This is a genomic window from Colwellia sp., assembly GCF_013215345.1.
Classification (GTDB): Bacteria; Pseudomonadota; Gammaproteobacteria; order Enterobacterales; family Alteromonadaceae; genus Colwellia.
This window is the reverse complement of record NZ_JABSOV010000071.1, coordinates 1-21,921: the sequence shown is the minus strand read 5'-3', so window position 1 is coordinate 21,921 and position 21,921 is coordinate 1. Positions and strand designations below refer to the sequence as shown.

Here is a 21,921-nt window from a genome sequence, read left to right as displayed (position 1 = left end):
TAAACCTTTTTGTATAAGCATAGATGTCGATGCACAAGAGTACTTACCTTACTTATTTGGCAATGATAGTTTTACCCAGATATTACGGCCAGCGCAATTACCATTGTGTTTGCCGCAGTTATATCACCAACTCACCTCACAGTAACCATCAGCTGTGTAATATTAAAGAGGTAAATATGGCTCTACCTGAAAAATATCCCAATGATAGAAAGATTAAAGTCAGGTTTTTTGTTAAAGCTTTCTGGCTTATAGCGCTGTTTTGCTTGGTTATGGTCTTCTATTTACCACGTTAATACCCTTGATTTGGCAGGAACAAGGCCAATTTACTTGTCGGTAATTCCTTATAAAGTGTAAGGGAAAGTATTTTTCCTTGCACTTTCAATATTTTATGCTAGCTGGAATGTAGTCTGAAATCTTAATTTGTATATTTTTTAATTTTGTTAAAGTGTCTATATTTCAGTGTGTTGCATCATTTTATTCTTTTTGAATACACTTTCTTGCTTTCCGTTAAATCTGTCATATGCTTTAAGGCACAAAGCAAAATAATAAAAATACGGATATTAAAAAATGATCAAATTCCCCAGTGACTTAACGATTGCTCAGGTGAACGAGTATCAAGCGCTAATCATACCAATAATCGATGGTCAAGATGTGATATCCATTGATGACAGTGACTTAGCACGGATTGATACTATCGGAGTGCAGTTTATCCTTGCCGTTGTTACCTACATCATTGCCCAGGGTAAAGAAATTAAGTGGCAATCAAAATCCAGTATCTTAAAGGAAAGTATTCAACAACTTGGTATCAAAGATGCCATTTTATTGCAATATATCAAGGATTGAAATCTTGGTTTTTTCGATGAGAAATAACGCTAATAACACAAAACTACGATGCATTAAACGATGAGGAAACCAGTATGACTAAAGTGCTAGTTGTTGATGACTCAAACTCAATAAGAGATATGGTCAGTTTTACCTTAAAAAGTGCCGGCTACCAAACCGTCGAGGCTAAAGATGGTCTGGATGGTCTAAGTAAGGCTAAAAGCAGTAATTTTGACTTGGTCATTTCCGATGTAAATATGCCCAATATGGATGGCATTAGTTTATGCACTGAGTTACGCAAGTTAGGTGATTTTAAATTTACCCCTATTTTGATGTTAACCACAGAAAGTTCCACCGATATGAAAATGCGCGGTAAATCGGCAGGAGCAACCGGTTGGTTGGTTAAACCTTTTAACCCCGAAAAGTTGTTAGCCACCATTAAACGAGTGGTTAAGTGACATTGTTAGTATAAAAAACCTGTTTAACCGTTTAGTAACATACTTATCTTAGGTACTTATCATATAAGTACCCTGTCGTGATAATGTCCCGAATTTTGACAAGGAAAGAGTAGGTAATCAGTTATGAGTATTGATTTATCACAATTTATTCCAAGTTTCTTAGAAGAGAGCTTTGAAGGACTCGAGTTAATGGAGTCTGGATTATTAGATTTACAACGGGGGGATAATGAAACTATTCACTCAATTTTTAGAGCTGCGCACTCAATTAAAGGCGGGGCAGGAACCTTTGGCTTTGATAACGTCACCGAGTTTACTCATCTAGTAGAAACCTTACTTGATGAAATGCGTGATGGCCGACGAGAAGTCTCTAGCAAAGATACCGAGATATTGCTCGACTCTGTCGATTGTATGCGCTTGTTAATAGAAGCCGCACGGGATGATGAAGAGTATGACCAGGATAAGGTTGAGCAAACGTCTAAGCGCTTAGCCGAAACGCTTGGTGATGAGCAGACTTCAGCAGATGAAAGCCGGAGTAAAACTGATGTCGAAGCAAATAATGTTTGTGGCTATACCATTAATTTCATTCCTGAGCATAGTTTAGCAAAAACGGGCAATGATCCTATTTTTCTCTTCAGTGCTTTAGCCGAACTAGGTCAGTTAACACTTAGTGCCGATACCCAAGATTTACCGGCACTAAAGGATATTGATGCTCAAGAACTCTATTTAAGCTGGCAACTAACACTGTACACCGAAGCGGATGAAGCTGAGATTATAGAAATCTTTGAATGGGTTGAAGATGAATGTTTATTAGAATTAGTGCCAATAAAAGCGCCATCAACTACCTCTGCAAATACTTCATCAACCGAGTCACCAAGCTCGCCTTCAAGTACTCTAACAAATAATGAACAGCAAACAGAGCCTGACAGCAGTCAAAAGTCTACGCAAGATATTGAACAGCCCCCTAAAGCCGAACTGGTTATTGACTCTACTGCCGAAGATAACAATATAACCTCTAAAACTAAAACTAAAACTAAAACTAAAGATAAAGGTAAAGCTGAGGTTGGTTCCATTAGGGTCGGCGTAGATAAAGTAGATAGTTTAATTAACCTAGTAGGCGAATTAGTTATCACCCAGTCTATGTTGTCAGAATTGGGTAACGATTTTGAAATGGAAAAAGTTGAACGCCTCACCAGTGGTCTTGAGCAGTTATTACAAAATACCAAAGAGTTACAAGAAAGTGTCATGCGTATCCGTATGCTGCCGATAAGTTTTGCCTTTAATCGCTTTCCTCGCCTTGTTCATGACCTAGCGATAAAAACCGGTAAGGAAATGGAACTCGTTATTAAAGGTGAGCAAACAGAATTAGATAAAACGGTAATGGAGCAAATTGGCGATCCGTTAGTACATTTAGTGAGGAATGCTGCAGACCACGGTATAGAGTTAGGCGACGTTAGAGTTGCTAATGGCAAACCAAGAAAAGGGACCATTTCGTTAGATGCCTATCATCAAGGTGGCAATATTGTTATTGAAATTAACGATGATGGCGCCGGCATTAACCGAGAAACTGTGTTAGCAAAAGCGGTAGAGAAAGGGCTTATTGAAGCGAATGCCATATTAACGGATAGCCAAGTGTATGACTTGTTATTCGAACCGGGTTTTTCAACCGCTGCAGAAGTCACCGATATATCCGGCCGTGGTGTTGGCATGGATGTGGTTAAGCGCAATATTCAATCACTTGGCGGCAGAATTCAAGTTAAATCTACCCTAGGTAAAGGCAGCTCATTTAAGGTGCACTTACCGCTAACATTGGCTATTTTAGACGGACAACTCGTTAAGGTGGGTACCGAAACATACATCATCCCACTTATTGCCATTGTTGAATCACTGCAAATTGATAACAAACTTATTAATCGTGTTTCTGGCGATATGGTGCTGTATCGATTACGTGATGACAATGTGCCCATTCTACCTATTTATCAACTGTTCAATTTAGCCACAGAATGTACCGAGATAGATAAAGCGTTACTTGTTGTCGTTGAAGCCGATGGCCAAAAAATAGGCTTGATGGTTGATGATTTACTTGCTCAGCAGCAGGTGGTGATTAAAAGCTTAAAAGATAATTATCAACAAGTTGCTGGTATTTCTGGGGCAACAATTCTTGGTGATGGCTCCGTTGCTATGATTCTAGATATACCGGGTATTATTCATATGGCGTTAGAGCAAGCTCAACAAGCCCAACGAGTAAAAACTGACGGAAATAGCAGTGTAACCGCGGAGGTTTGTTTATGAATATTCAAGAAATGGCCCAAGATATTCCCGCTGAAGGTGAACACGCTATTGAAGGTGTCGACTTTATTACCAGCGGCGATCAGTATCTAACTTTTTTATTAGCACAAGAGCAATATGCCGTTGATATTTTGTGTGTCGAAGAAATTAGAAGTTGGGAGCAACCAACAAAAATTCCTAATGCGCCAAGTTATATTAAAGGTGTCATCAATATGAGAGGAATTATCGTGCCTATTGTCGACTTACGCCTCAAATTTAGTATTGGTCAAGCGAGCTATTTAGAAACTACGGTCGTCATTGTCCTTACTTATCAAAGCGAAGAGTCAACACGCACCATTGGTTTTGTGGTCGATGCGGTGTCTGACGTACTTAATGTTGACAATACTGATATTAAACCGGCACCCGCATTTGGTGGTTGTGTTGGCCAACAATATATCGATGGTTTAATTAATAGTGAACAAAAGGTAGTAACCATACTGAATGTTAATCATTTGCAAAAAGTAGAAAAGCATAGTCTGCATAGTTAGTTTTGCCGAGGCATCGGCTGTAAGCAGGCGTATAAATTTCTCGGTTATATATAACAGTTACTTATCACCGTTAGTAATACCGTAACTACTTTGTTTAAGGAAATAGCATGACTGATATAGAACAAGAATATCTTACTTTCATACTGCAGGGAGAAGAGTATGGCGTTGACATTCTATGTGTGCAAGAGATTCGTGTCTGGAGCTCTGTTACCGAACTTCCTAATAAACCAGGTTATATCAAAGGGGTAATTAATTTACGGGGGGTAATCATTCCTATTATTGATTTACGTTTACGCTTTGGTCAACCAACCCTTGAGTACAATGAGCAAACCGTCACCATCATTTTACGCCAACAGTCTAAAGCAACCACTATGGTGGTCGGTATTGTTGTCGATGCTGTTTCAGAAGTTTACAAGTTTACCAGTAAGTCTATAAGCCAAGCACCTACTTTTGGTAGCAATATAGATAGCTGCTTCTTAAAAGGGCTAGCGTCAGTCGATGAAAAGCTAATTATTTTACTCGATAGTGACTCGCTATTAAATGAAGACGACTTATATCGCACTGTTCATAAGAGTGAAGCAAGGCCTGAGCAAGTGACCGCTAACGTAGAGGTTAGCCAAGTGTCAACAACCTCTGCACCAACCTTATCAAGTGCTTAACTAGAAAATTTCTAGCCAAGGTAAATCAAAGGTAAACCCAGGTAAAAGAGAGCTACTACACCATCAGCCATTATTAAAATTTAACTAAAAATAAATTAAAAATAACCACACAGGAAAATAACTTATGAACCCGAAGCAAATAAGTTTAGTGCAAAAAAGTTGGCAAAAAGTATTACCTATTGCGCCACAAGCCGCAGACATATTTTATACCACTTTGTTTGAAATGGACCCTTCATTAAAAGCATTATTTCCCGATGATATGGCTGACCAAGGCAAAAAATTAATGGCAATGCTTGATACCGCCGTTAAGTTACTCGATAACCCAGATAAATTAATTCCTGCAGTGCAAAATTTAGGCGCTAAACATCTTCGCTACGGCGCAGAGCCTGAACATTACGATACGGTGGGTGCCGCATTACTAAAAACCTTAGCACTCGGTTTAGGTGATGACTTTACCGCCCCCGTTAAAAAGGCTTGGACAGTGGTATACCAAACCTTAGCAACTACTATGATTGCCGCAGCTGATGCCGCCGCAACAACTCAGTCAGCAAAAGGACCTACCATGGAAAAGAATACCGTCAAAAATGAGAAAAGCAACGATTTATCCGTGCAACTGCAAGGAGCACTCGAGCAATCAGCGACTGCATTTATGATGATTAATCGAGACTTCGAAGTCACTTATGCCAACGAAGCCACCTTAGCTTTACTTAAAAAACATGAACAGACCTTTGCAGAAAATTGGCCTGGTTTTGAAGCGAGTGAAGAGGCCCTTATCGGGGCCAATATTGATGGTTTTCATAAAGTGCCGTCACATCAACGTAAACTACTCGACGATCCGAGTAACTTACCTTTTAAAACCGATATTCAAGTTAAACACTTATCTTTTGAACTCAATGTAAGTGCTATCTTAGATGATGAGGGTGATTACATAGGTAATGCGCTGGAATGGCAAGATGTCACGGCAGCGCGAGCACAAACAAACAAAGCCGCCCAGTTACAAGGCGCTATTGATCAATCGGGTACGGCTAATATTATGATCGATAGAGATTTTAATATTACCTATGCTAACGCGGCCACACTTGCCTTATTAAAAGAACATGAAGCGACCTTTGCCGAGAATTGGCCTGGTTTTGTCGCCGACCCCGAGGTGATTATTGGCACTAACATTGACACTTTTCATAAAGTGCCGTCACATCAACGTAAATTACTTAGCGACCCAAATAATTTACCGTATAAAACCGATATTCAAATTAAACACTTATCTTTTGAGCTCACTGTTACCGCCATCATGGATGCAGCTGGCGAGTACATAGGCAATGCGCTGGAATGGCAAGATGTCACCGCGTCGCGAGCGCAAGAAAATAAAACCGCTCAGTTACAAGGCGCCATTGATCAATCGGGTACCGCCAATATTATGATCGATAGAGATTTTAATATTACCTACGCCAATGCCGCGACCTTAGCGTTACTGAAAGAACATGAAGCCACCTTTGCTGAAAATTGGCCTGGCTTTAAAGCCGACCCGGAAATTATTATTGGCACCAATATTGATAGTTTTCATAAGAATCCGGCCCATCAACGTAAATTACTCGATGACCCGAATAACTTACCGTATAAAACCGATATTCAAATTAAACATTTATCTTTCGAGCTTAATGTTACTGCCATCTTGGATGCAGCTGGTGAGTACATAGGTAATGCGCTGGAATGGCAAGATGTCACGGCGGCGCGCGCGCAAGAAAACAAAACCGTGCAGTTACAGGGCGCCATTGATCAATCGGGTACTGCTAATATCATGATCGATAGGGATTTTGTTATTACCTACGCGAATGCTGCGACCTTAGCGTTACTGAAAGAACATGAAGCGACCTTTGCCGAGAATTGGCCTGGTTTTAAAGCCGATCCCGAGGTGATTATCGGTACCAATATTGACAGTTTCCATAAAAATCCGGCCCATCAACGTAAATTACTCGATGACCCGAATAACTTACATTATAAAACTGATATTCAAATTAAACATTTATCTTTCGAGCTTAATGTTACTGCCATCATGGATGCGAGCGGCGAGTACATAGGTAATGCCCTAGAATGGCAAGATGTGACAGCAGCAAGACAAAACGCTGTTGAAGTAGGGCGCTTAACCTCGACCATGGAAGGCATGACTACTAATATAATGATGGCTGATACTCACGGTAATATTGTTTATGCCAACCCAGCAGTAGTAACCATGTTACGTCGTAGAGAAACAACACTACGTTCTGTCTTACCTTCTTTTAATGTCGATACTATGGTTGGTACGAACTTTGATAGTTTCCATAAAAATCCAGCACATCAACAAAATTTATTAGGAAATCCTGCTAATTTACCCTATACCACTGAAATTTCGGTTGCGGGCTTAACCTTTCAACTTATTGCCATGGCTTTACAAGATAGCGATGGGAATCACGTGGGTACAGGGGTTCAATGGGTCGATTTAACAGAAGAAAAAGATGCTCAAAATCAGATCGATAAGTTAATTAGCGATGCTATCGGCGGTAAGTTAGATAGCCGTATCACTACCGATGACTACCAAGGTTTCATGAAGGAATTAGGTAATAATATTAATAGTTTGATGGATTCTATTGTTGAGCCTATTAATGATGCTATTCAAGTTGCACAAGCGCTTGCTGAGGGTGATTTAACTCAAAATATGCGAAGTGATTATGGTGGTGAATTCCTGGCATTGGCTAATGCGATGAATGGCTCCATTGAAAATCTAAGTCAAATGGTTGATGAAATACGTAATGCTTCCACCAATGTTTTCGATTCAGCACGCGAAATTGCCGCAGGCAATAATGAGTTAAGTCATCGCACCGAATCACAAGCTTCAAGCTTAGAAGAAACGGCTTCTGCCATGGAAGAGTTAACCAGTACGGTTCAGCAAAACGCGGAAAACTCATCTGAAGCAAGTAAGTTATCGAAATCGGTTATGGAGAAGGCCAGTAATGGTGGTGCTGTGGTTCGAAATGCCATTACTGCCATGAGTGATATAAATAAATCCAGTAAAAAGATTGCGGATATCATTAGTGTTATTGATGAAATAGCTTTCCAAACAAATTTACTGGCACTAAATGCTGCGGTTGAAGCGGCAAGAGCGGGTGAACAAGGTCGCGGTTTTGCGGTAGTTGCTGCTGAGGTAAGAAACCTTGCACAACGCTCAGCAGGTGCAGCGAAAGAAATTAAAGGCTTAATTAATGACAGTGTCGAAGCGGTTGGTCAAGGAACTAAGTTAGTTGATGAAACAGGGCAAACCTTTAGTGAATTAGTGACGGCCATAGAAGATGTCAGTAAAATGATTGCCGATATTGATAGTGCCGGTAAAGAGCAATCTGCTGGTATTGGTGAAGTGAGCGCGGCGGTGAGCCAAATGGATGAAATGACTCAACAAAATGCGGCATTGGTTGAAGAGGCATCCGCATCAAGTAAATCAATGGAAGAGCAGTCTCAATCGTTATTAGATCAAGTTGCCTTTTTCAATAATGGCGATAATGGCCAACAACCAATAGCGGAGCAACGTCAAAGTAGACCTGCCCCTAGACAAGCAGCCCCAAGACAAGCTGCTCCAAGACAAGCGGCCACAGCACCTAGGCAGTCAAATTTTAGTCCGGCAAAAGCCCCTGCACCAACTCGCAGTGCCAGACGTCCAAGTACAACAGTTGATAAAGAATGGGAGGAGTTTTAAACAGTAAAGGTACATCATAATAAACAGGACGATAATTATTTAATGGAGAACGATGGCATGACTGAGCTCAGGAGGAATAATAACTTGCAAGGTCATCCTCAAGATAGAAGGGTTAATCGGGAGCAGACTATGCGACTGACAGGTGATGATTTTAAGTTTATCTGTCAGTACGTGTATAAAAATACAGGTATTGTCCTCAACGATAGTAAAAGGGAGATGTTATACCGACGGTTAACTCGCATTGTCAGAGAGCGAAAGCTAGATTCATTCGCTGAATATTGCCAGTTATTAAGAGATCAAGGTGAGCAAGAGAAAGATTATTTTATTAATGCCATAACCACTAATTTAACCAGTTTCTTTCGCGAAAATCATCACTTTGAATACCTAACGAGTGAAGAGCTGCCTGCTTTAATAAAAAATAAAACAGTGAGTGCTAACGGAAAAAAACGACTGAGAATATGGTCTTCAGCAAGCTCTACCGGAGAAGAGCCTTACAGTATTGCCATTACGATACTTGAAGCCCTTAAAAATGAGTTACCACAGTGGGATATAAAAATTCTTGCTACCGATATTGATAGTAATGTTTTAGCCAAAGGAAAAACCGGTATATATGATATGAATCGTATAGAGGAAATTCCGAAAAAACTTAAACAAAGCTATTTTTTTCATGGCAGTGGAAAAAGTAGTCAAAGTGTCAAAGTGCATGACAAGTTAAAAAGTACTATTACCTTTAAGCACCTCAATTTATTACATGACTGGCCAATGAAAGGCCCTTTTGATGCCATTTTCTGTCGAAATGTCATCATCTATTTTGATAAAAAAACCCAGCAAGAATTATTTTCTCGTTATTATGAAATGCTGGCACCGGGTGGCTTACTTTTTCTAGGTCACAGTGAGAATTTAGGTAATTATCAACAGTATTTTAGTAATGTTGGTAGAACCATTTTTAGAAAACCTTAATTAGCCAACTGAAGCTCGATTTAATAAGGAAGTTATGTGCTAAGAAATAATCATCCACAAATATCTGAATATATGGCGCAGTGCCTACCGGAATTTATGCAGATTAATCATTATTGGGATCAACAAAGGGATATGGTGGTTGCCAAAATTTTACCGGGTGAATTTTACATGACCACTCAAAATGTTGCCATAGCAACAACCCTGGGATCCTGTATTTCGGCCTGTATTTGGGATGAGCGCAGTCGTATAGGGGGTATGAATCACTTTATGTTACCGATCACCAATAAAGAAGCCCATGAAGTTAATTGGGGGCAAAGGGAGAAGACCGCTGATGCTACCCGTTATGGCAACTTTGCTATGGAGCATCTCATTAATACTATTTTGAGATCGGGTGGTCTGAGAAAAAATTTAAGAGCAAAGTTGTTTGGTGGCGCAAAGGTACTTAATCAAATGTCCGATGTTGGTCAAAAGAACATTAATTTTGCCCTGGCCTATTTAGATCAAGAAGAAATAATCATTGAAAGTAGTGATATTGGTGATATTTATCCTAGAAAAGTCATATTTGAACCTTATAGTGGCCGAGTACTTATCAAACGACTGGATAACTTACACAATGACACTATTATTCGCCGAGAAAGCGACTATCGCAGTGAGATTAATAAAAAAGAAGTCAGTGGCGATGTTGAACTTTTTTAGTGGATATACCCGTTACCAATCAAAATGCAGGATTTCAGTGGGAATTATAATGGTTTTAGGCAGGGCAAATAATTTAAGCATAGTTACTCTATGGTCTAATTATTTAACGCGGTATAAAGTCATTATAATCCCATCGAAGAAGCGTTTGAGCAACATCACTTCATCGTTGCTGTTACTTATAATGGAATGACCATTATTTCATCACAGCGCCTTGAATTGAAATTGCTCAAGCACTCTGAAACATGCACCTTGAATGGTAATGGGTATATAACATAGGAATTAAATTGTATGGATATAATTAAAGTACTTATTGTTGATGACTCGGCTGTTATTCGTAACATCATCAAGGAAGCATTAAGCCATAGCCCAAGCATTAATGTTGTTGGCGAGGCTGAAGATGCCTTCGTGGCTAGAGATTTGATCAAAAAATTAAACCCTGATGTATTAACTCTAGATGTAGAAATGCCGAAAATGGATGGTATTACTTTTCTTATTAATTTGATGCGTTTACGCCCTATGCCAGTCATTATGCTTTCAACACTTACAACTAAAGGGGCAGACATTACCTTACAAGCGCTTGAAATTGGCGCGGTAGATTTTATTGCTAAGCCAACCGTGCAAGAGTTACTTGCCACCCAAGCCAGCTTTAGAGAAGTGTTAACGGAGAAAATAACTCAAGCAGTCACTATAGATCAAAAGAATTTTAAATTATCGGATACCTTAACAAGCAATAAAGTCGTTAAACCGAGCCAGAATATTTAAGCTTTTAGTGGTAGTAAACGTGCTAACCACCTTATTGCCATTGGTGCTTCTACAGGAGGAACAGAAGCGATTAAAAAACTGCTTATTAGTTTACCCAGTAATTCTCCTGCCATTGTTATAACCCAACATATCCCTAAAACCTTTAGTTTACGCTTCGCGCAACGTTTAAATGACAACTGCCAAGTTGAGGTGCATGAGGCAAGTCATGGCCAAAAAATTAAAGCAGGTCATGTTTATATCGCCCCGGGAGATCAACATTTAGAAGTAGTGCATAAAAATGGTGCTTTGTTTTGTACTTTAAGTGATGGTGATGAGGTTAATCGACATAAACCCGCGGTTGATGTGCTGTTTGACTCTGTTAGTGACTTCGCCGACAACGTACAAGCGGTATTGTTAACTGGCATGGGGCAAGATGGCGCACATGGCATGTTACGGCTAAAAGAGCTCGGCTCACGAACCATTATTCAAGATAAAAACTCAAGTCTTATCTGGGGCATGCCTGGCAGGGCCCATGCTATTTCTGCTCATACTATGCAGTCACCTTTACTTGAAATTGCAAAGCATATACTGAATTATGCCGGTTTAAGTAGAACAGAAATGCAAGATATCTTAGCGAAAAATTGTGTTGGGGACGTTTTATGAGAAATTTAAAAAAGGGTCTGTATGCATCGTGCTTGTTATGCCTGCTGTCTTTGGCAAGCTACCTTGTAATTGCTGATAAGGCTTTTTTTATTCTATTACTTTCTATCCTATTCATCTTATTACTTTCTTTAGCTGCTCAAGTTCATAAAATAATCTTGCAAGAAAGTATGGCTGAAATTGGCCAGGGTATGTCAGTGGTTGATGATGAACTCATCCATAGCGTGATCTTTGAATTACAACAATTTATTAATCAGGAAATAAATATTGTCGAACAAGAGTTAGAGCGGACCAAAAAAGTAGTTTCTGATGCGGTAATTGGCATATCGGATAGCTTTAAGCACCTGCAGAGTTTAAGTGAAGAACAGCAATATATGATCAAGATACTTATCTCGCATTCTGGCAATGCAGAAGAAGGCAAAGGTGTTTCATTGGCAAATTTTGTTACTGATTCAAATAAAACCTTAGATGATTTTGTTGGTGTCATCATTAATACCAGTAAACAAAGCCTTGAAACTATGACCTATACGGATGAGATGGTGTCACAATTTGAACGTATATTTAAGTTATTAGCGCAAGTTGAGGGCTTAGCGAGTCAAACTAATTTATTGGCATTAAATGCTGCTATTGAAGCAGCAAGAGCTGGAGAAGCTGGCCGTGGTTTTGCCGTAGTTGCGAATGAAGTGCGTTCATTGTCTGTCGGCTCCACAGCGTTAAATGAGGATATTCGTACTGAAATAAATAAAGCCAAGGGAATAATTGCTAACCTTCGGTCCTCAGTTGAAATAATGGCCTCAGCGGATATGACTTCTACCCTCGAAGCGAAGGAGCAAATGTCTGTCATGATGAGTCATGTGGAGAAGGTTAACATTCAGACAGCTAATAGTGTGGAAGAGCTTGCTGTTATAGCACCTAAGATCACGCAAGCTGTAAGTCTTGGTGTTCGTTCGTTGCAGTTTGAAGATTTAACTCGGCAATCACTAGAATCCTTACAAATGAATATCAGCAGTATTCATGAAATAAGTGATGTGTTGGCAACGTTCAATAAAGACACCAATATAGACGTACACGAACAATTACTGATGCTCAAATCGACTTGTCAAAATGTCTATCAAGCGACAAGAAAAGCTGATGAATCACGGAGTGTATTGCAGCTTAATATGGAAGAAGGTGAAGTCGATTTATTTTAACTTATTTATTTAACTTATGTAATTAACTAACTATAAGGAATGCTTTTATGACCGTTAGCAGTAGAATCTCAGGAGATGGAAAAGAACTTATTATTGCAATTGATGATCGCTTTGATTTCTCATTGCACCAACTATTTCGTGATGCTTACACTAGTATAACAACTCAAGATTTAAGCTATGTACTTGATTTAAGTAAAACAGAATATATGGACAGTTCAGCGTTAGGTATGATCTTATTACTTAAAGATCATGTGCAACTTTATGCGGGGCAATTAACGATTTCCAAGCCAAGCGACACGGTAAGGAAAATTCTAGAGATAGCACAATTTCAACGGTTAATGACGATTGAGTAGTTTATTATTTCTTAAACAGACTAGGGACGAGCTATGCCTAGAATTCAAAAGATTGCTTTAGTTGTTGATGATTCAAAAATGCAATGTAAATTGCTATCTGTATTACTGAAAGAGGAAGATTATCAGGTAATTATTGCCAATGATGGCGCTAGTGGTGTGCAAATGTATATTGAACATCAACCTGATCTTGTTTTAATGGATATTAATATGCCCATTATGGACGGATTTGAAGCAACTCGAAGAATAAAAAAACTTTCAGGGGAGGGCACACTCGCACCGCTTATTTTTATTACTAGTATGGATAGTGAACAAGCTTTTATCGATAGTGTTGATGCGGGCGGTGATAGTATTTTGGTACGGCCTTTTACCCCTAAGGTTTTTAAGGCAAAAATAAAGGCAATGCAAAGGATTAGTGATTTAGTTGACCAGGTAAAAGGCCTACAGCTAGAGCAACAAAATGATGCTGAGCTGGCTGAAAAAATGATGTCAGGGGTGATTGAGGCAAGAAACTTTGCTTTAGATAAAATTGGTACTATTAAAAAGGCGGCCACTATTTTTAGTGGTGATATCCAGCTAACCGCTTTGTGCCCAAATGGGGACATTCATGTTTTACTTGGCGACTTTACTGGTCATGGCTTACGGGCATCAATTGGTGCTATTCCTGTGACTGATACGTTTAGAGCCATGACTAAAAAGGGCTTTTCCATATTAGATATTGTCGCGCAATTAAACCGACAAATGTTTACCTTACTTCCCGGTGATTTGTTTTTTGCCGCTTGTTTCGCCTGCATCTCAGAGCATGAAAAATCGGCATATATATTTAATGCCGGCTTACCCGACGGTTACTTATTTGATGTTCAGGGGACAATCAAACAGCAATTTGTCTCCACACATCCGCCTTTAGGTATATTACCGCAATTATTAGCCGATGCTCAGGTCGAAGTGGTACAGGTAAAACCTAATGACCGATTAGTTTTTATTACTGATGGCATAGTAGAGGCGAGAAACCCTGCAGGTGACCTTTTTGATTTTCCTCGTTTTGAACAAGCTGCTATTGCAGGCATCATTCAGAAGGATCTTGTTAATAATGTTTTGAGAAGCCTTGATGACTTTTGTGAAAATTGTGAGCAAGAAGATGATATTTCTTTAGTCGATGTTCCCTGTAGTGGCTGGCAACAAATAAAGGTGAGCAATAAAGTAAAAATTCCTGAAGGTTTCACCGAAGAAGATAACTACTTTACTTTAGCCGAAAACTCATTACCTACTTGGTCATACCACCTACATTTAACGGGAGGGCTACTTAAAAAGGTTAATCCAATTCCGTTAGTTATGAATCAAATTAATGATTTAGAGGGCGCTGGCGAGCACTGGCAAAGTTTATATACTATATTAACAGAACTGTTTATCAATGCGCTTGACCACGGAGTGCTAGGCTTAAACTCCTCGCTAAAAAATTCTGCAGAGGGTTTCAGTCAATATTTTAAAGAGCGAGCAAACAGGCTAGATCTGTTGGCCAACGAGGATCACAAAGTATCTGAAGATTTTGTCGGTATAGCGCTAAAATATTTTCCGCTTCCTCATGGCGGAAAGATGGTCATAAATATTAAAGATAGTGGTCAAGGTTTTGATATTTTGGACATTTTTAAAGATAACAGCATTGCCATGAATGACGGGTTAAAGTTAAGTGGTCGAGGGGTGGAATTAGTTAATCAACTTTGTGACACCTTAGATTATCAAGAGCAAGGTACCTTAGTGACAGCCAGCTATATTTGGCACGATTAAATAGCCTTAAGTAGCATAAAAGGAATTGTAAGATGGTGAAGCATAACTTATTAATTATTGATGATGATATTGACTACTTAAATTTATTGGCTGAAAGTTTAGAAGATTCTTTCGAGGTCAAATGTGCCAATAACCTATTGGTTGCACAAGATTTACTAAAAGAAAATATCCATTTTGATATTGCTTTAGTTGATGAAAATATTGGCAATGAGAAAGGCTCTGATTGGATTAAATCGCAGCAAGGTAATGAAAATTCCCCTACTTCATTTGTACTATATTCCGGTATGGCAACTGAAGAGGCGGTACTTAAGGGATTAGAGTGTGGTGCGGATGATTTTTTAGCAAAACCATTTTCTTTATTAGCCCTTAATTCAAAGCTCGATAAGCTGATGGAGTATCAAGCTAAGATCCATGAGTTTGAAGATGAAATCAAATCAAAAAATAATGTTATAAATGTCTCAATGGCGCAAGCGTCAAAATATGGCAGTTGTATGCAATTGACCTCTAAACTCAATCACTGTTTTACTTATGAGAAAATTAGAGATGAGGTGTTTTCTTACTTTAACAGTATGGACTTGCATGGTTGTATTGCTTTTTATCCTATTAATGACAAACCTAGTTTTTATAGTGCACAAAAAGGTATCTGTTCACCCGTTGAAATTGAAGTTATGGAGCTGTTGAAGATTAAACCACGCCTTTATCGCTTTGGCTCAAGAACCATATTCAATCATACCTTGGTATCCTTATTCATTCTTAATCTTGAAAATGGCACTGTTGATACGGATATATATATTGATGCCTTAGCCTCGGTAATAGAATGTATTGGCGCTAGAATTGCTTTCATTACCTATAAAAACTCACTGGTTAGTGTTCAAGAACAGATAAAGCAAGCGGTGAGTACCACTAAAAAGATGGTGGAAATATCTAAACACCATCAACAAGAAGTGATGAATGAAATAGTGCAAAAAATGGGTACTAGTTTCCATATTTTAGATATGACCCAAGACCAAGAAGATTACCTTACCGATTTAGTTCATGGTGCGCTAAAAAAACATAGTCAAGATGATATAAACTTTCTAGAGGTTACCCAGTTACTCGATCAAGCCTTAAATAGTGTTGATCAACTCCAGCAGTTAAATACGGAGAATGATCAAATTGATAATACTTATGACATTGATGATGAGGATGAACTATTTTGAACTCACAATCACACGATCTAACACACAAGGTATTAACGGGCATTGATGAGGCCTATTGGCAATGGGATCTTGTTAATGAAAGTATTTTCTATTCCGCTCAGTTAATGAAAATATTGGGCTATGAAGATAAAGAACAAATAGGAACAAGTGAAATATGGGAAAGACACCTAGACACTAATACCCTAAATAATGTACATCTAAAAATACAACAACATTTGAAAGGGGCAATAGACCGCATTGATATCACGATCGCGATTAAAAACAACCAAGATGATAAATTATGGCTACATGCGGTTGGTAAAGTTGTTGAACGTATTGATGGCAGAGCTAGTTTGATGTTTGGCACAGTAAAAGATGTTACTGATACAAAGAACATGATAGCGCAATTAAAAAAACAGAATGACAGGTTAATGCTCGCCGAACGTATCAGTAATTCGGGTCATTGGCGCTTTGATATTAAGTCGCAAACACTCGATTGGTCTGCCGAAGTATTTCGTATTCACGGGCTAACCAATAAATCCATCGTACCAAATTTTGAGCAAGCGGTTGATGTGCTTTTAGCTAAGGATAGAGCAAAATTTCGCACTAGTTTTCACAATGCTATTCACCAACAACAGCCATTTTATTTAAAAACAGCTTTGAAGCAACCGTCTGGCAGAAAAGTTAAGGTTGAAGTGATTGCTGAAGTAGAGCGTGATAGTAATGGTATTGCACTTGCCGTTTTTGGCGTTTATAAAGACATTACGCGTAGTGAAGAAATATTTGAAAAATTGAAGCTCTTAGCTATGGTCAATTTTACCATTAAAGTACCTATTTTCTTTATTGATGATAATGATAATGTCGTTTATCAGGATATATCACCTCATCACGATGGGGTCAGTGCGGTACTGTTTAATTATATAAACTTTAGCATTACTGAATATATGGAGTTTAAAAAACTCGCTAAAGTACAAGGTCAAATAAAAGAAAACAATGTTAGCTTTGACAAATACACCACGGTTTTTGATTTATCTGTTACATATGAGGCCGATGAAGGTATTTATATTTGGATAGTTGAAAATGTCACAGAAAAGTTTCGTAAAGAGCAGCAACAAGTGATCTCAAATCGTTTAGCTTTGTTAGGCAATACCTTTGGTAATGTCTCTCATGATATTAATAATGTTTTAGGTGTGGCGCTTGGTGCTATTGAAATGTTAGAGATAAAATTTACTCGTGGTGAACAAGATATTTCGTCTTATATCGACAGAGTCAAAAATGCCATAGATAAAGGTAAAGATGTCACTGAGCGTTTATTGGCCTTTACCCGTAAACCAACCGTTAAGGTAGTAAGCTTTGATCCCATTCAAGATATTTTCGATAATCAGTATTTATTTAAGCAACTATTGCTAAGTACTATTAAGATCACTTTTAATTTTCAACCTATGCATTGTTTAATTACCTTCCCCCAAGGTGAGTTTATTAATATTTTATTAAATTTAGTGCTTAATGCTCAAGATGCAATTCAAGAAAAAGGTCTTAGTGGCCAAATCGAAATATCGGCAAACTTACTGGATAACAACAGGTTAGAAATTCACGTTAAAGATAGCGGAATAGGTATTGAAAAAGAAAATTTAACTAAGATATTTGATCCATTTTATAGCTCTAAGTCAGTCAATAAAGGCAATGGTATTGGTCTGGCAAATGTCTATAGCACTATGTATAAACACAATGGTTTGATTCAAGTGGAAGGAAGTAGTGATCTTGGTGGTGCTCATTTCACTCTGGTGTTCAAATGCAAAGTCTTGAGAGAAAAATATTTGGCTCGTGAGTCTAAGTTAACTTCACTACGTTATCAAAATACCAATATATTAGTGCTTGATGATGAAGTTAGTATTGCTGAATTTGTTGCATTATTCCTTGATAGTAAAGGGGCAAAGGTTGCCGTTGCCAATAATAAAAAAGAATTGATAGAACAAATCAATTCGGGTATTAACTTTGAAATATTTATTACCGATATGATTTTACCTGATTTATCGGGTAAAGAAGCGGTTAACTTGGTGATGGAAAAATTCCCAGATATTAATGTATTCTCTATTAGTGGCTACATTGCCATCGAAGATAGAAGTTGGGATTATCCTGTACTTAGAAAGCCTTTTAATTCTAAGGAATTAGCTGAATTTCTCGCTATTTAATATAAAGTAGTAATAAGCTTCTATGTGGACTTTATGAAACATAGATAATAGTTTTTTGTAGCCAGGTGAATGCTAAATGATTTTAGATAAAGAATATAGAATACTGGTTGTTGATGATGCCAAAGATACTCAGTTGCTCTTAGAGTTTGATCTTGGCGCTGCCGGTTATCAGGTAACAAGCTGTGATAGTGGTGAAGAGTCATTGGTTCTTTTAGACACTTTAGCAATAGACCTTATTTTACTCGATATGTATATGCCAGGCCTCTCTGGGTTAGAAACGCTCACAAAAATTAAAGCTCAAGCAAAAAGTGCTCAAATTCCGGTAATTATGTTATCAGCCTCAACAGATGAAGACGAAGTCGTTGCATCTTTGGAGCTAGGCGCAGGGGATTATGTTATTAAACCTTATGTCGCTAAAGTGCTACTTGCTCGCATTAGGACAGCCATAAGATTAAAAGAAAAGACCGCTCAACTGGAATACTTAGCTAAAACTGACTTTCTTACCAGCATGAATAATCGCGGTAGTTTTTTTGAACTAAGCAGCAATGCCATAAGCTTAGCTAATAGAGCAGAGCAGCCATTAGTTGTAGCAATGTTTGATATTGATTTATTCAAACAAGTTAATGATAATTTCGGTCATGATGCAGGCGATCAAGTATTACGTGTGTTTGGTCAAAACATGACCGAGGTGTTTCGAGATTATGATATTGTTGGCCGAATTGGCGGTGAAGAATTTGCTGTCTGTTTACCTAACACCAGTAGTGGCGATGCTTATATTGCTTGCGAGAGATTACGGCAACAAGTTGAGCAGCAGCGTATCAACATAACAAACACAGATAGTAAAAATATAAAAATAAATATTACGGTGAGTGTTGGTTTAGTTCTAGCTGACGATGATTATTTAACAATTGATGAATTATTAAAACAAGCGGACAGTGCGTTATATTTTGCCAAAGAAAATGGCCGTAACCAAGTTGTCGATGTGGGTACTCTTATTCACCTTGTTGAAGCCGAAGTAGAAAATGACCTCATTAGAGCCAGCTTAATCGCTACAGATAATATATTATCTGTAGCTGATAGTAATGCTATTGTGGTGAATTATGATGGTATTGATTTTGATATTGGTGTTAACAATGTATTAGGGGATAAGGACCTATTTAAAGAGATTTTAGTGATGTTTTATCAAGATCATCATCTTGATGGACAGAAGTTACAAAGAGCAATACAAAAGCAAGATATTGAGACCGCTAAGCATATTGCGCATACATTAAAGGGCGTTGCTTGCTCTGTTGGTGCTATGGATTTATTTGAAGCCACTAAAGCACTTGATATAGCCATAAATGATGATCAGCAAGATGATTTTGTTGGTTTGTTCTCCCTGCTGTCTCCTGAACTCAGTCGAGTGATGAAAGGGATCGAGTTACACTTGGATGTTAGCTAGGCATACACTTGACATTAATTAGACCGGCGCTAGTCGTCAATCACTAAGGTAATGTCGGTTACGGGAATACAGCAGCAAGGTAAAATCTCATTTTCACCAACAAAAGCTAAAGGCTCTCCTTGAGGGTAGTTAATTTCACCTTCAACTAGCGTGACTCTACAGGCACCACAGAAACCATCACGACAATGATAATGAACTTCGATATTGGCAGACTCTAAACAGTCGAGTAAGGTTTGTTCGTTATTTTCAAAAGGAACAACTTTACCCTGAACCATAATTTTAGGCTGCAATTTGATGGTGTCCTTCACGTTTTGAGTGTCATTCCTTACTTTCATACGTATTTAACTAGCCTAAATTAAGGCTAGTATCACCATCAACTTATCGCTATAAATCAAAACCGTCAAAATCATCAGCATCAACAGATGAATCAACTTGACCAACTAAATAGCTCGATATTTCAGTCTCTTGAGGTGCAACCTGAACATTATCACTAACCAGGTAAGCATTCATCCAAGGTAACGGGTTACTCTTTATGTCGAAAGGTGCATCATAGCCTATGGCCGTTAAGCGCTGATTTGAAATATACTCGATATATTGATTTAATATTTCAGCATTTAGACCAATCATTGAGCCATCTTTAAATAAATATTGCGCCCATTCCTTTTCTTGCTCAACAACATCTAAGAAAATTTGTAAGCCTTCATCTCGCATCTCTGCACTAACAATTTTCATTTCAGGATCATCTTTTCCTGATTTCCAATTATTTAGAATATGTTGAGTACCGGTCAAGTGCAGTGCTTCATCTCGGGCTATCAATTTAATTATCTTGGCATTGCCTTCAAGTAACTCACGCTCTGCAAAAGCAAATGAACAGGCAAAGCTGACGTAAAACCGGATAGCTTCTAGAGCATTTACCGAGCATACTGCTAGGAATAAACGTTCTTTAAGCTTTCTAGTGCTCACTTCAATCGTTTTACCCTCAACTTCATAGCTACCTTCACCCTGAGATTGCAATAATTGTGTGGTCAGAATGACATCATCAAAATACTTAGCAATGCTTGTAGCACGTTTTAAAATAGCGGGGTTAACGATTATGTCATCGAAGACTTCACCAGGGTTGGTGAATAAGTTACGTAAAATATGGGTATATGAACGAGAATGAATTGTTTCACTAAAGGCCCAAGTTTCTACCCACGTTTCTACTTCGGGTAAAGATACTAGAGGCAAAAAAACCGCGTTAACAGAACGTGCGGCCATTGAATCTAATAAGGTTTGATATTTTAAATTAGAAATAAAAATATGCTTTTCAGAGTCAGTAAGACTCTGCCAGTCTGCTCTGTCTTTAGATACATCAACTTCTTCAGGGCGCCAAAAGAATGAAAGTTGTTTTTCAATTAATTTCTCAAAAGCAATATAACGTTGTTGATCATAGCGAGATATATTGACGTTATTGCCTAAAAACATTGGCTCTAATAAAGCATTATTTGGAGTTTGGTTAAACGTGGTATACGTCATGAATCTTATTCCTTTAGAGTACTACAAGCATTATTCTTAGATTGTTGTAGTAACAAGAGCCCAGTACTATGCTAGGCCCTTTTATTTATTAATTTCAAGGTGAATAGTGATGCTATAAGTTTTTAAAACGCATTAAATCTTACAAGCGCCGCCAGCACAACTATCATCTTCTAGTTCTATATCGTCACTAGCACCATCTCGAGTATTATGATAATACAAGGTTTTAACGCCTAACTTATATGCGGTTAAAATGTCTTTTAGAATTTGTTTGACGGGTACTTTACCGCCTTCAAATTTAGAAGGGTCGTAGTTAGTGTTGGCTGAAATAGCTTGGTCGACAAATTTTTGCATAATGCCGACTAACTCTAAGTAACCTTGGTTATTAGGAATATTCCACAATAACTCATAGTTATCTTTAAGTCTTTCATACTCAGGCACTACTTGTTTCAATACTCCGTCTTTACTGGCTTTAATACTGATCAAACCGCGTGGAGGTTCAATACCATTGGTGGCATTTGATATTTGCGATGAAGTTTCTGATGGCATTAATGCTGAAACAGTGGAGTTTCTTACGCCATGTTTCTTAATGCTTGTTCGTAAACTTTCCCAATCTAAATGTAATGGCTCGTTGTTCATATTGTCGATGTCTTTTTTATATGTGTCGATCGGTAAAATGCCTTGAGATAACCGTGTTTCACTGAACTTAGGGCATGGGCCTTGTTCTATTGATAAGTTGTTTG

Annotated in this window: 18 protein-coding genes and 1 pseudogene; 16 read left to right on the top strand and 3 right to left on the bottom strand. The window is 38.3% G+C overall.

The annotated features are described in order from the left end of the window. The first annotated feature begins 567 nt into the window (after positions 1-567). The 16 genes from HRT50_RS11940 to HRT50_RS11865 all read left to right on the top strand — a co-directional run bounded on the left by HRT50_RS11940 (position 568) and on the right by HRT50_RS11865 (position 19,666). Positions 568-843, top strand: a complete 276-nt coding sequence (locus HRT50_RS11940) for a lipid asymmetry maintenance protein MlaB (protein ID WP_291614719.1) — start codon at positions 568-570, stop codon at positions 841-843. Positions 844-917: 74 nt separating this feature from the next. Next, the gene (locus HRT50_RS11935; protein ID WP_291614716.1) at positions 918-1,280 is read left to right on the top strand and encodes a response regulator; all 363 of its coding nucleotides are present in this window, start codon (positions 918-920) and stop codon (positions 1,278-1,280) included. Between the two features lie 123 nt (positions 1,281-1,403). Next, complete coding sequence (locus HRT50_RS11930) at positions 1,404-3,569, top strand: chemotaxis protein CheA (RefSeq protein ID WP_291614715.1); 2,166 nt, start codon at positions 1,404-1,406, stop codon at positions 3,567-3,569. Next, positions 3,566-4,093, top strand: coding sequence for a chemotaxis protein CheW (locus tag HRT50_RS11925; protein ID WP_291614713.1), 528 nt, complete (start codon positions 3,566-3,568; stop codon positions 4,091-4,093). Before HRT50_RS11930 ends, HRT50_RS11925 begins: the two co-directional genes overlap by 4 nt. A gap of 107 nt (positions 4,094-4,200) precedes the next feature. Next, the gene (locus HRT50_RS11920; RefSeq protein ID WP_291614710.1) at positions 4,201-4,752 is read left to right on the top strand and encodes a chemotaxis protein CheW; all 552 of its coding nucleotides are present in this window, start codon (positions 4,201-4,203) and stop codon (positions 4,750-4,752) included. Between the two features lie 124 nt (positions 4,753-4,876). Then, positions 4,877-8,473: a methyl-accepting chemotaxis protein gene (locus HRT50_RS11915; protein ID WP_291614708.1), complete on the top strand. Its 3,597-nt coding sequence runs from the start codon at positions 4,877-4,879 to the stop codon at positions 8,471-8,473. A gap of 129 nt (positions 8,474-8,602) precedes the next feature. Next, entirely contained in the window at positions 8,603-9,433 is an 831-nt protein-coding gene (locus HRT50_RS11910; protein ID WP_291614706.1) for a protein-glutamate O-methyltransferase CheR, read from the top strand. Between the two features lie 36 nt (positions 9,434-9,469). Beyond that, positions 9,470-10,129, top strand: coding sequence for a chemoreceptor glutamine deamidase CheD (gene cheD / locus HRT50_RS11905; protein WP_291614704.1), 660 nt, complete (start codon positions 9,470-9,472; stop codon positions 10,127-10,129). Positions 10,130-10,417: 288 nt separating this feature from the next. Further along, entirely contained in the window at positions 10,418-10,891 is a 474-nt protein-coding gene (locus HRT50_RS11900; protein ID WP_291614702.1) for a response regulator, read from the top strand. Positions 10,892-10,924: 33 nt separating this feature from the next. Further along, positions 10,925-11,533, top strand: a complete 609-nt coding sequence (locus tag HRT50_RS11895) for a CheB methylesterase domain-containing protein (protein ID WP_367238872.1) — start codon at positions 10,925-10,927, stop codon at positions 11,531-11,533. Then, positions 11,530-12,720 (top strand): methyl-accepting chemotaxis protein, encoded by a 1,191-nt coding sequence (locus HRT50_RS11890; RefSeq protein WP_291614700.1) that lies wholly within the window; start codon positions 11,530-11,532, stop codon positions 12,718-12,720. Before HRT50_RS11895 ends, HRT50_RS11890 begins: the two co-directional genes overlap by 4 nt. A gap of 47 nt (positions 12,721-12,767) precedes the next feature. Beyond that, positions 12,768-13,073 (top strand): STAS domain-containing protein, encoded by a 306-nt coding sequence (locus tag HRT50_RS11885; protein WP_291614698.1) that lies wholly within the window; start codon positions 12,768-12,770, stop codon positions 13,071-13,073. A gap of 33 nt (positions 13,074-13,106) precedes the next feature. Continuing rightward, a complete protein-coding gene (locus HRT50_RS11880; RefSeq protein WP_291614696.1) occupies positions 13,107-14,855 on the top strand; it encodes a SpoIIE family protein phosphatase in 1,749 nt (582 codons plus the stop codon). Positions 14,856-14,887: 32 nt separating this feature from the next. Further along, positions 14,888-16,054, top strand: a complete 1,167-nt coding sequence (locus HRT50_RS11875) for a response regulator (protein ID WP_291614694.1) — start codon at positions 14,888-14,890, stop codon at positions 16,052-16,054. Beyond that, positions 16,051-18,225 (top strand): ATP-binding protein, encoded by a 2,175-nt coding sequence (locus HRT50_RS11870; RefSeq protein ID WP_291614692.1) that lies wholly within the window; start codon positions 16,051-16,053, stop codon positions 18,223-18,225. The genes HRT50_RS11875 and HRT50_RS11870 overlap by 4 nt, the downstream gene beginning before the upstream one ends. Positions 18,226-18,301: 76 nt before the next feature. After that, positions 18,302-19,666 (top strand): diguanylate cyclase, encoded by a 1,365-nt coding sequence (locus HRT50_RS11865; RefSeq protein WP_291614690.1) that lies wholly within the window; start codon positions 18,302-18,304, stop codon positions 19,664-19,666. A 29-nt stretch (positions 19,667-19,695) separates the two neighbouring features. Here the strand turns inward: HRT50_RS11865 and yfaE are convergent, their stop codons facing one another. The 3 genes and pseudogenes from yfaE to HRT50_RS11850 form a co-directional block, all read right to left on the bottom strand. Then, the gene (gene yfaE / locus HRT50_RS11860; protein ID WP_291614721.1) at positions 19,696-19,941 is read right to left on the bottom strand and encodes a class I ribonucleotide reductase maintenance protein YfaE; all 246 of its coding nucleotides are present in this window, start codon (positions 19,939-19,941) and stop codon (positions 19,696-19,698) included. A 109-nt stretch (positions 19,942-20,050) separates the two neighbouring features. Then, positions 20,051-21,181 (bottom strand): class Ia ribonucleoside-diphosphate reductase subunit beta, encoded by a 1,131-nt coding sequence (gene nrdB, locus HRT50_RS11855; protein WP_291614688.1) that lies wholly within the window; start codon positions 21,179-21,181, stop codon positions 20,051-20,053. A gap of 132 nt (positions 21,182-21,313) precedes the next feature. Continuing rightward, positions 21,314-21,921 (bottom strand): annotated as a pseudogene (locus HRT50_RS11850) (ribonucleotide-diphosphate reductase subunit alpha); the annotation flags it as partial.

Excerpts from the sequence above, each read along its gene's own strand:
- HRT50_RS11940 (WP_291614719.1), top strand. The coding sequence starts at position 568 with ATGATCAAATTCCCCAGTGACTTAACGATTGCTCAGGTGAACGAGTAT.
- HRT50_RS11935 (WP_291614716.1), top strand. The coding sequence starts at position 918 with ATGACTAAAGTGCTAGTTGTTGATGACTCAAACTCAATAAGAGATATG.
- HRT50_RS11930 (WP_291614715.1), top strand. The coding sequence starts at position 1,404 with ATGAGTATTGATTTATCACAATTTATTCCAAGTTTCTTAGAAGAGAGC.
- HRT50_RS11925 (WP_291614713.1), top strand. The coding sequence starts at position 3,566 with ATGAATATTCAAGAAATGGCCCAAGATATTCCCGCTGAAGGTGAACAC.
- HRT50_RS11920 (WP_291614710.1), top strand. The coding sequence starts at position 4,201 with ATGACTGATATAGAACAAGAATATCTTACTTTCATACTGCAGGGAGAA.
- HRT50_RS11915 (WP_291614708.1), top strand. The coding sequence starts at position 4,877 with ATGAACCCGAAGCAAATAAGTTTAGTGCAAAAAAGTTGGCAAAAAGTA.
- HRT50_RS11910 (WP_291614706.1), top strand. The coding sequence starts at position 8,603 with ATGCGACTGACAGGTGATGATTTTAAGTTTATCTGTCAGTACGTGTAT.
- HRT50_RS11900 (WP_291614702.1), top strand. The coding sequence starts at position 10,418 with ATGGATATAATTAAAGTACTTATTGTTGATGACTCGGCTGTTATTCGT.
- HRT50_RS11890 (WP_291614700.1), top strand. The coding sequence starts at position 11,530 with ATGAGAAATTTAAAAAAGGGTCTGTATGCATCGTGCTTGTTATGCCTG.
- HRT50_RS11885 (WP_291614698.1), top strand. The coding sequence starts at position 12,768 with ATGACCGTTAGCAGTAGAATCTCAGGAGATGGAAAAGAACTTATTATT.
- HRT50_RS11880 (WP_291614696.1), top strand. The coding sequence starts at position 13,107 with ATGCCTAGAATTCAAAAGATTGCTTTAGTTGTTGATGATTCAAAAATG.
- HRT50_RS11875 (WP_291614694.1), top strand. The coding sequence starts at position 14,888 with ATGGTGAAGCATAACTTATTAATTATTGATGATGATATTGACTACTTA.
- HRT50_RS11865 (WP_291614690.1), top strand. The coding sequence starts at position 18,302 with ATGATTTTAGATAAAGAATATAGAATACTGGTTGTTGATGATGCCAAA.
- yfaE (WP_291614721.1), bottom strand. The coding sequence starts at position 19,941 with ATGGTTCAGGGTAAAGTTGTTCCTTTTGAAAATAACGAACAAACCTTA.
- nrdB (WP_291614688.1), bottom strand. The coding sequence starts at position 21,181 with ATGACGTATACCACGTTTAACCAAACTCCAAATAATGCTTTATTAGAG.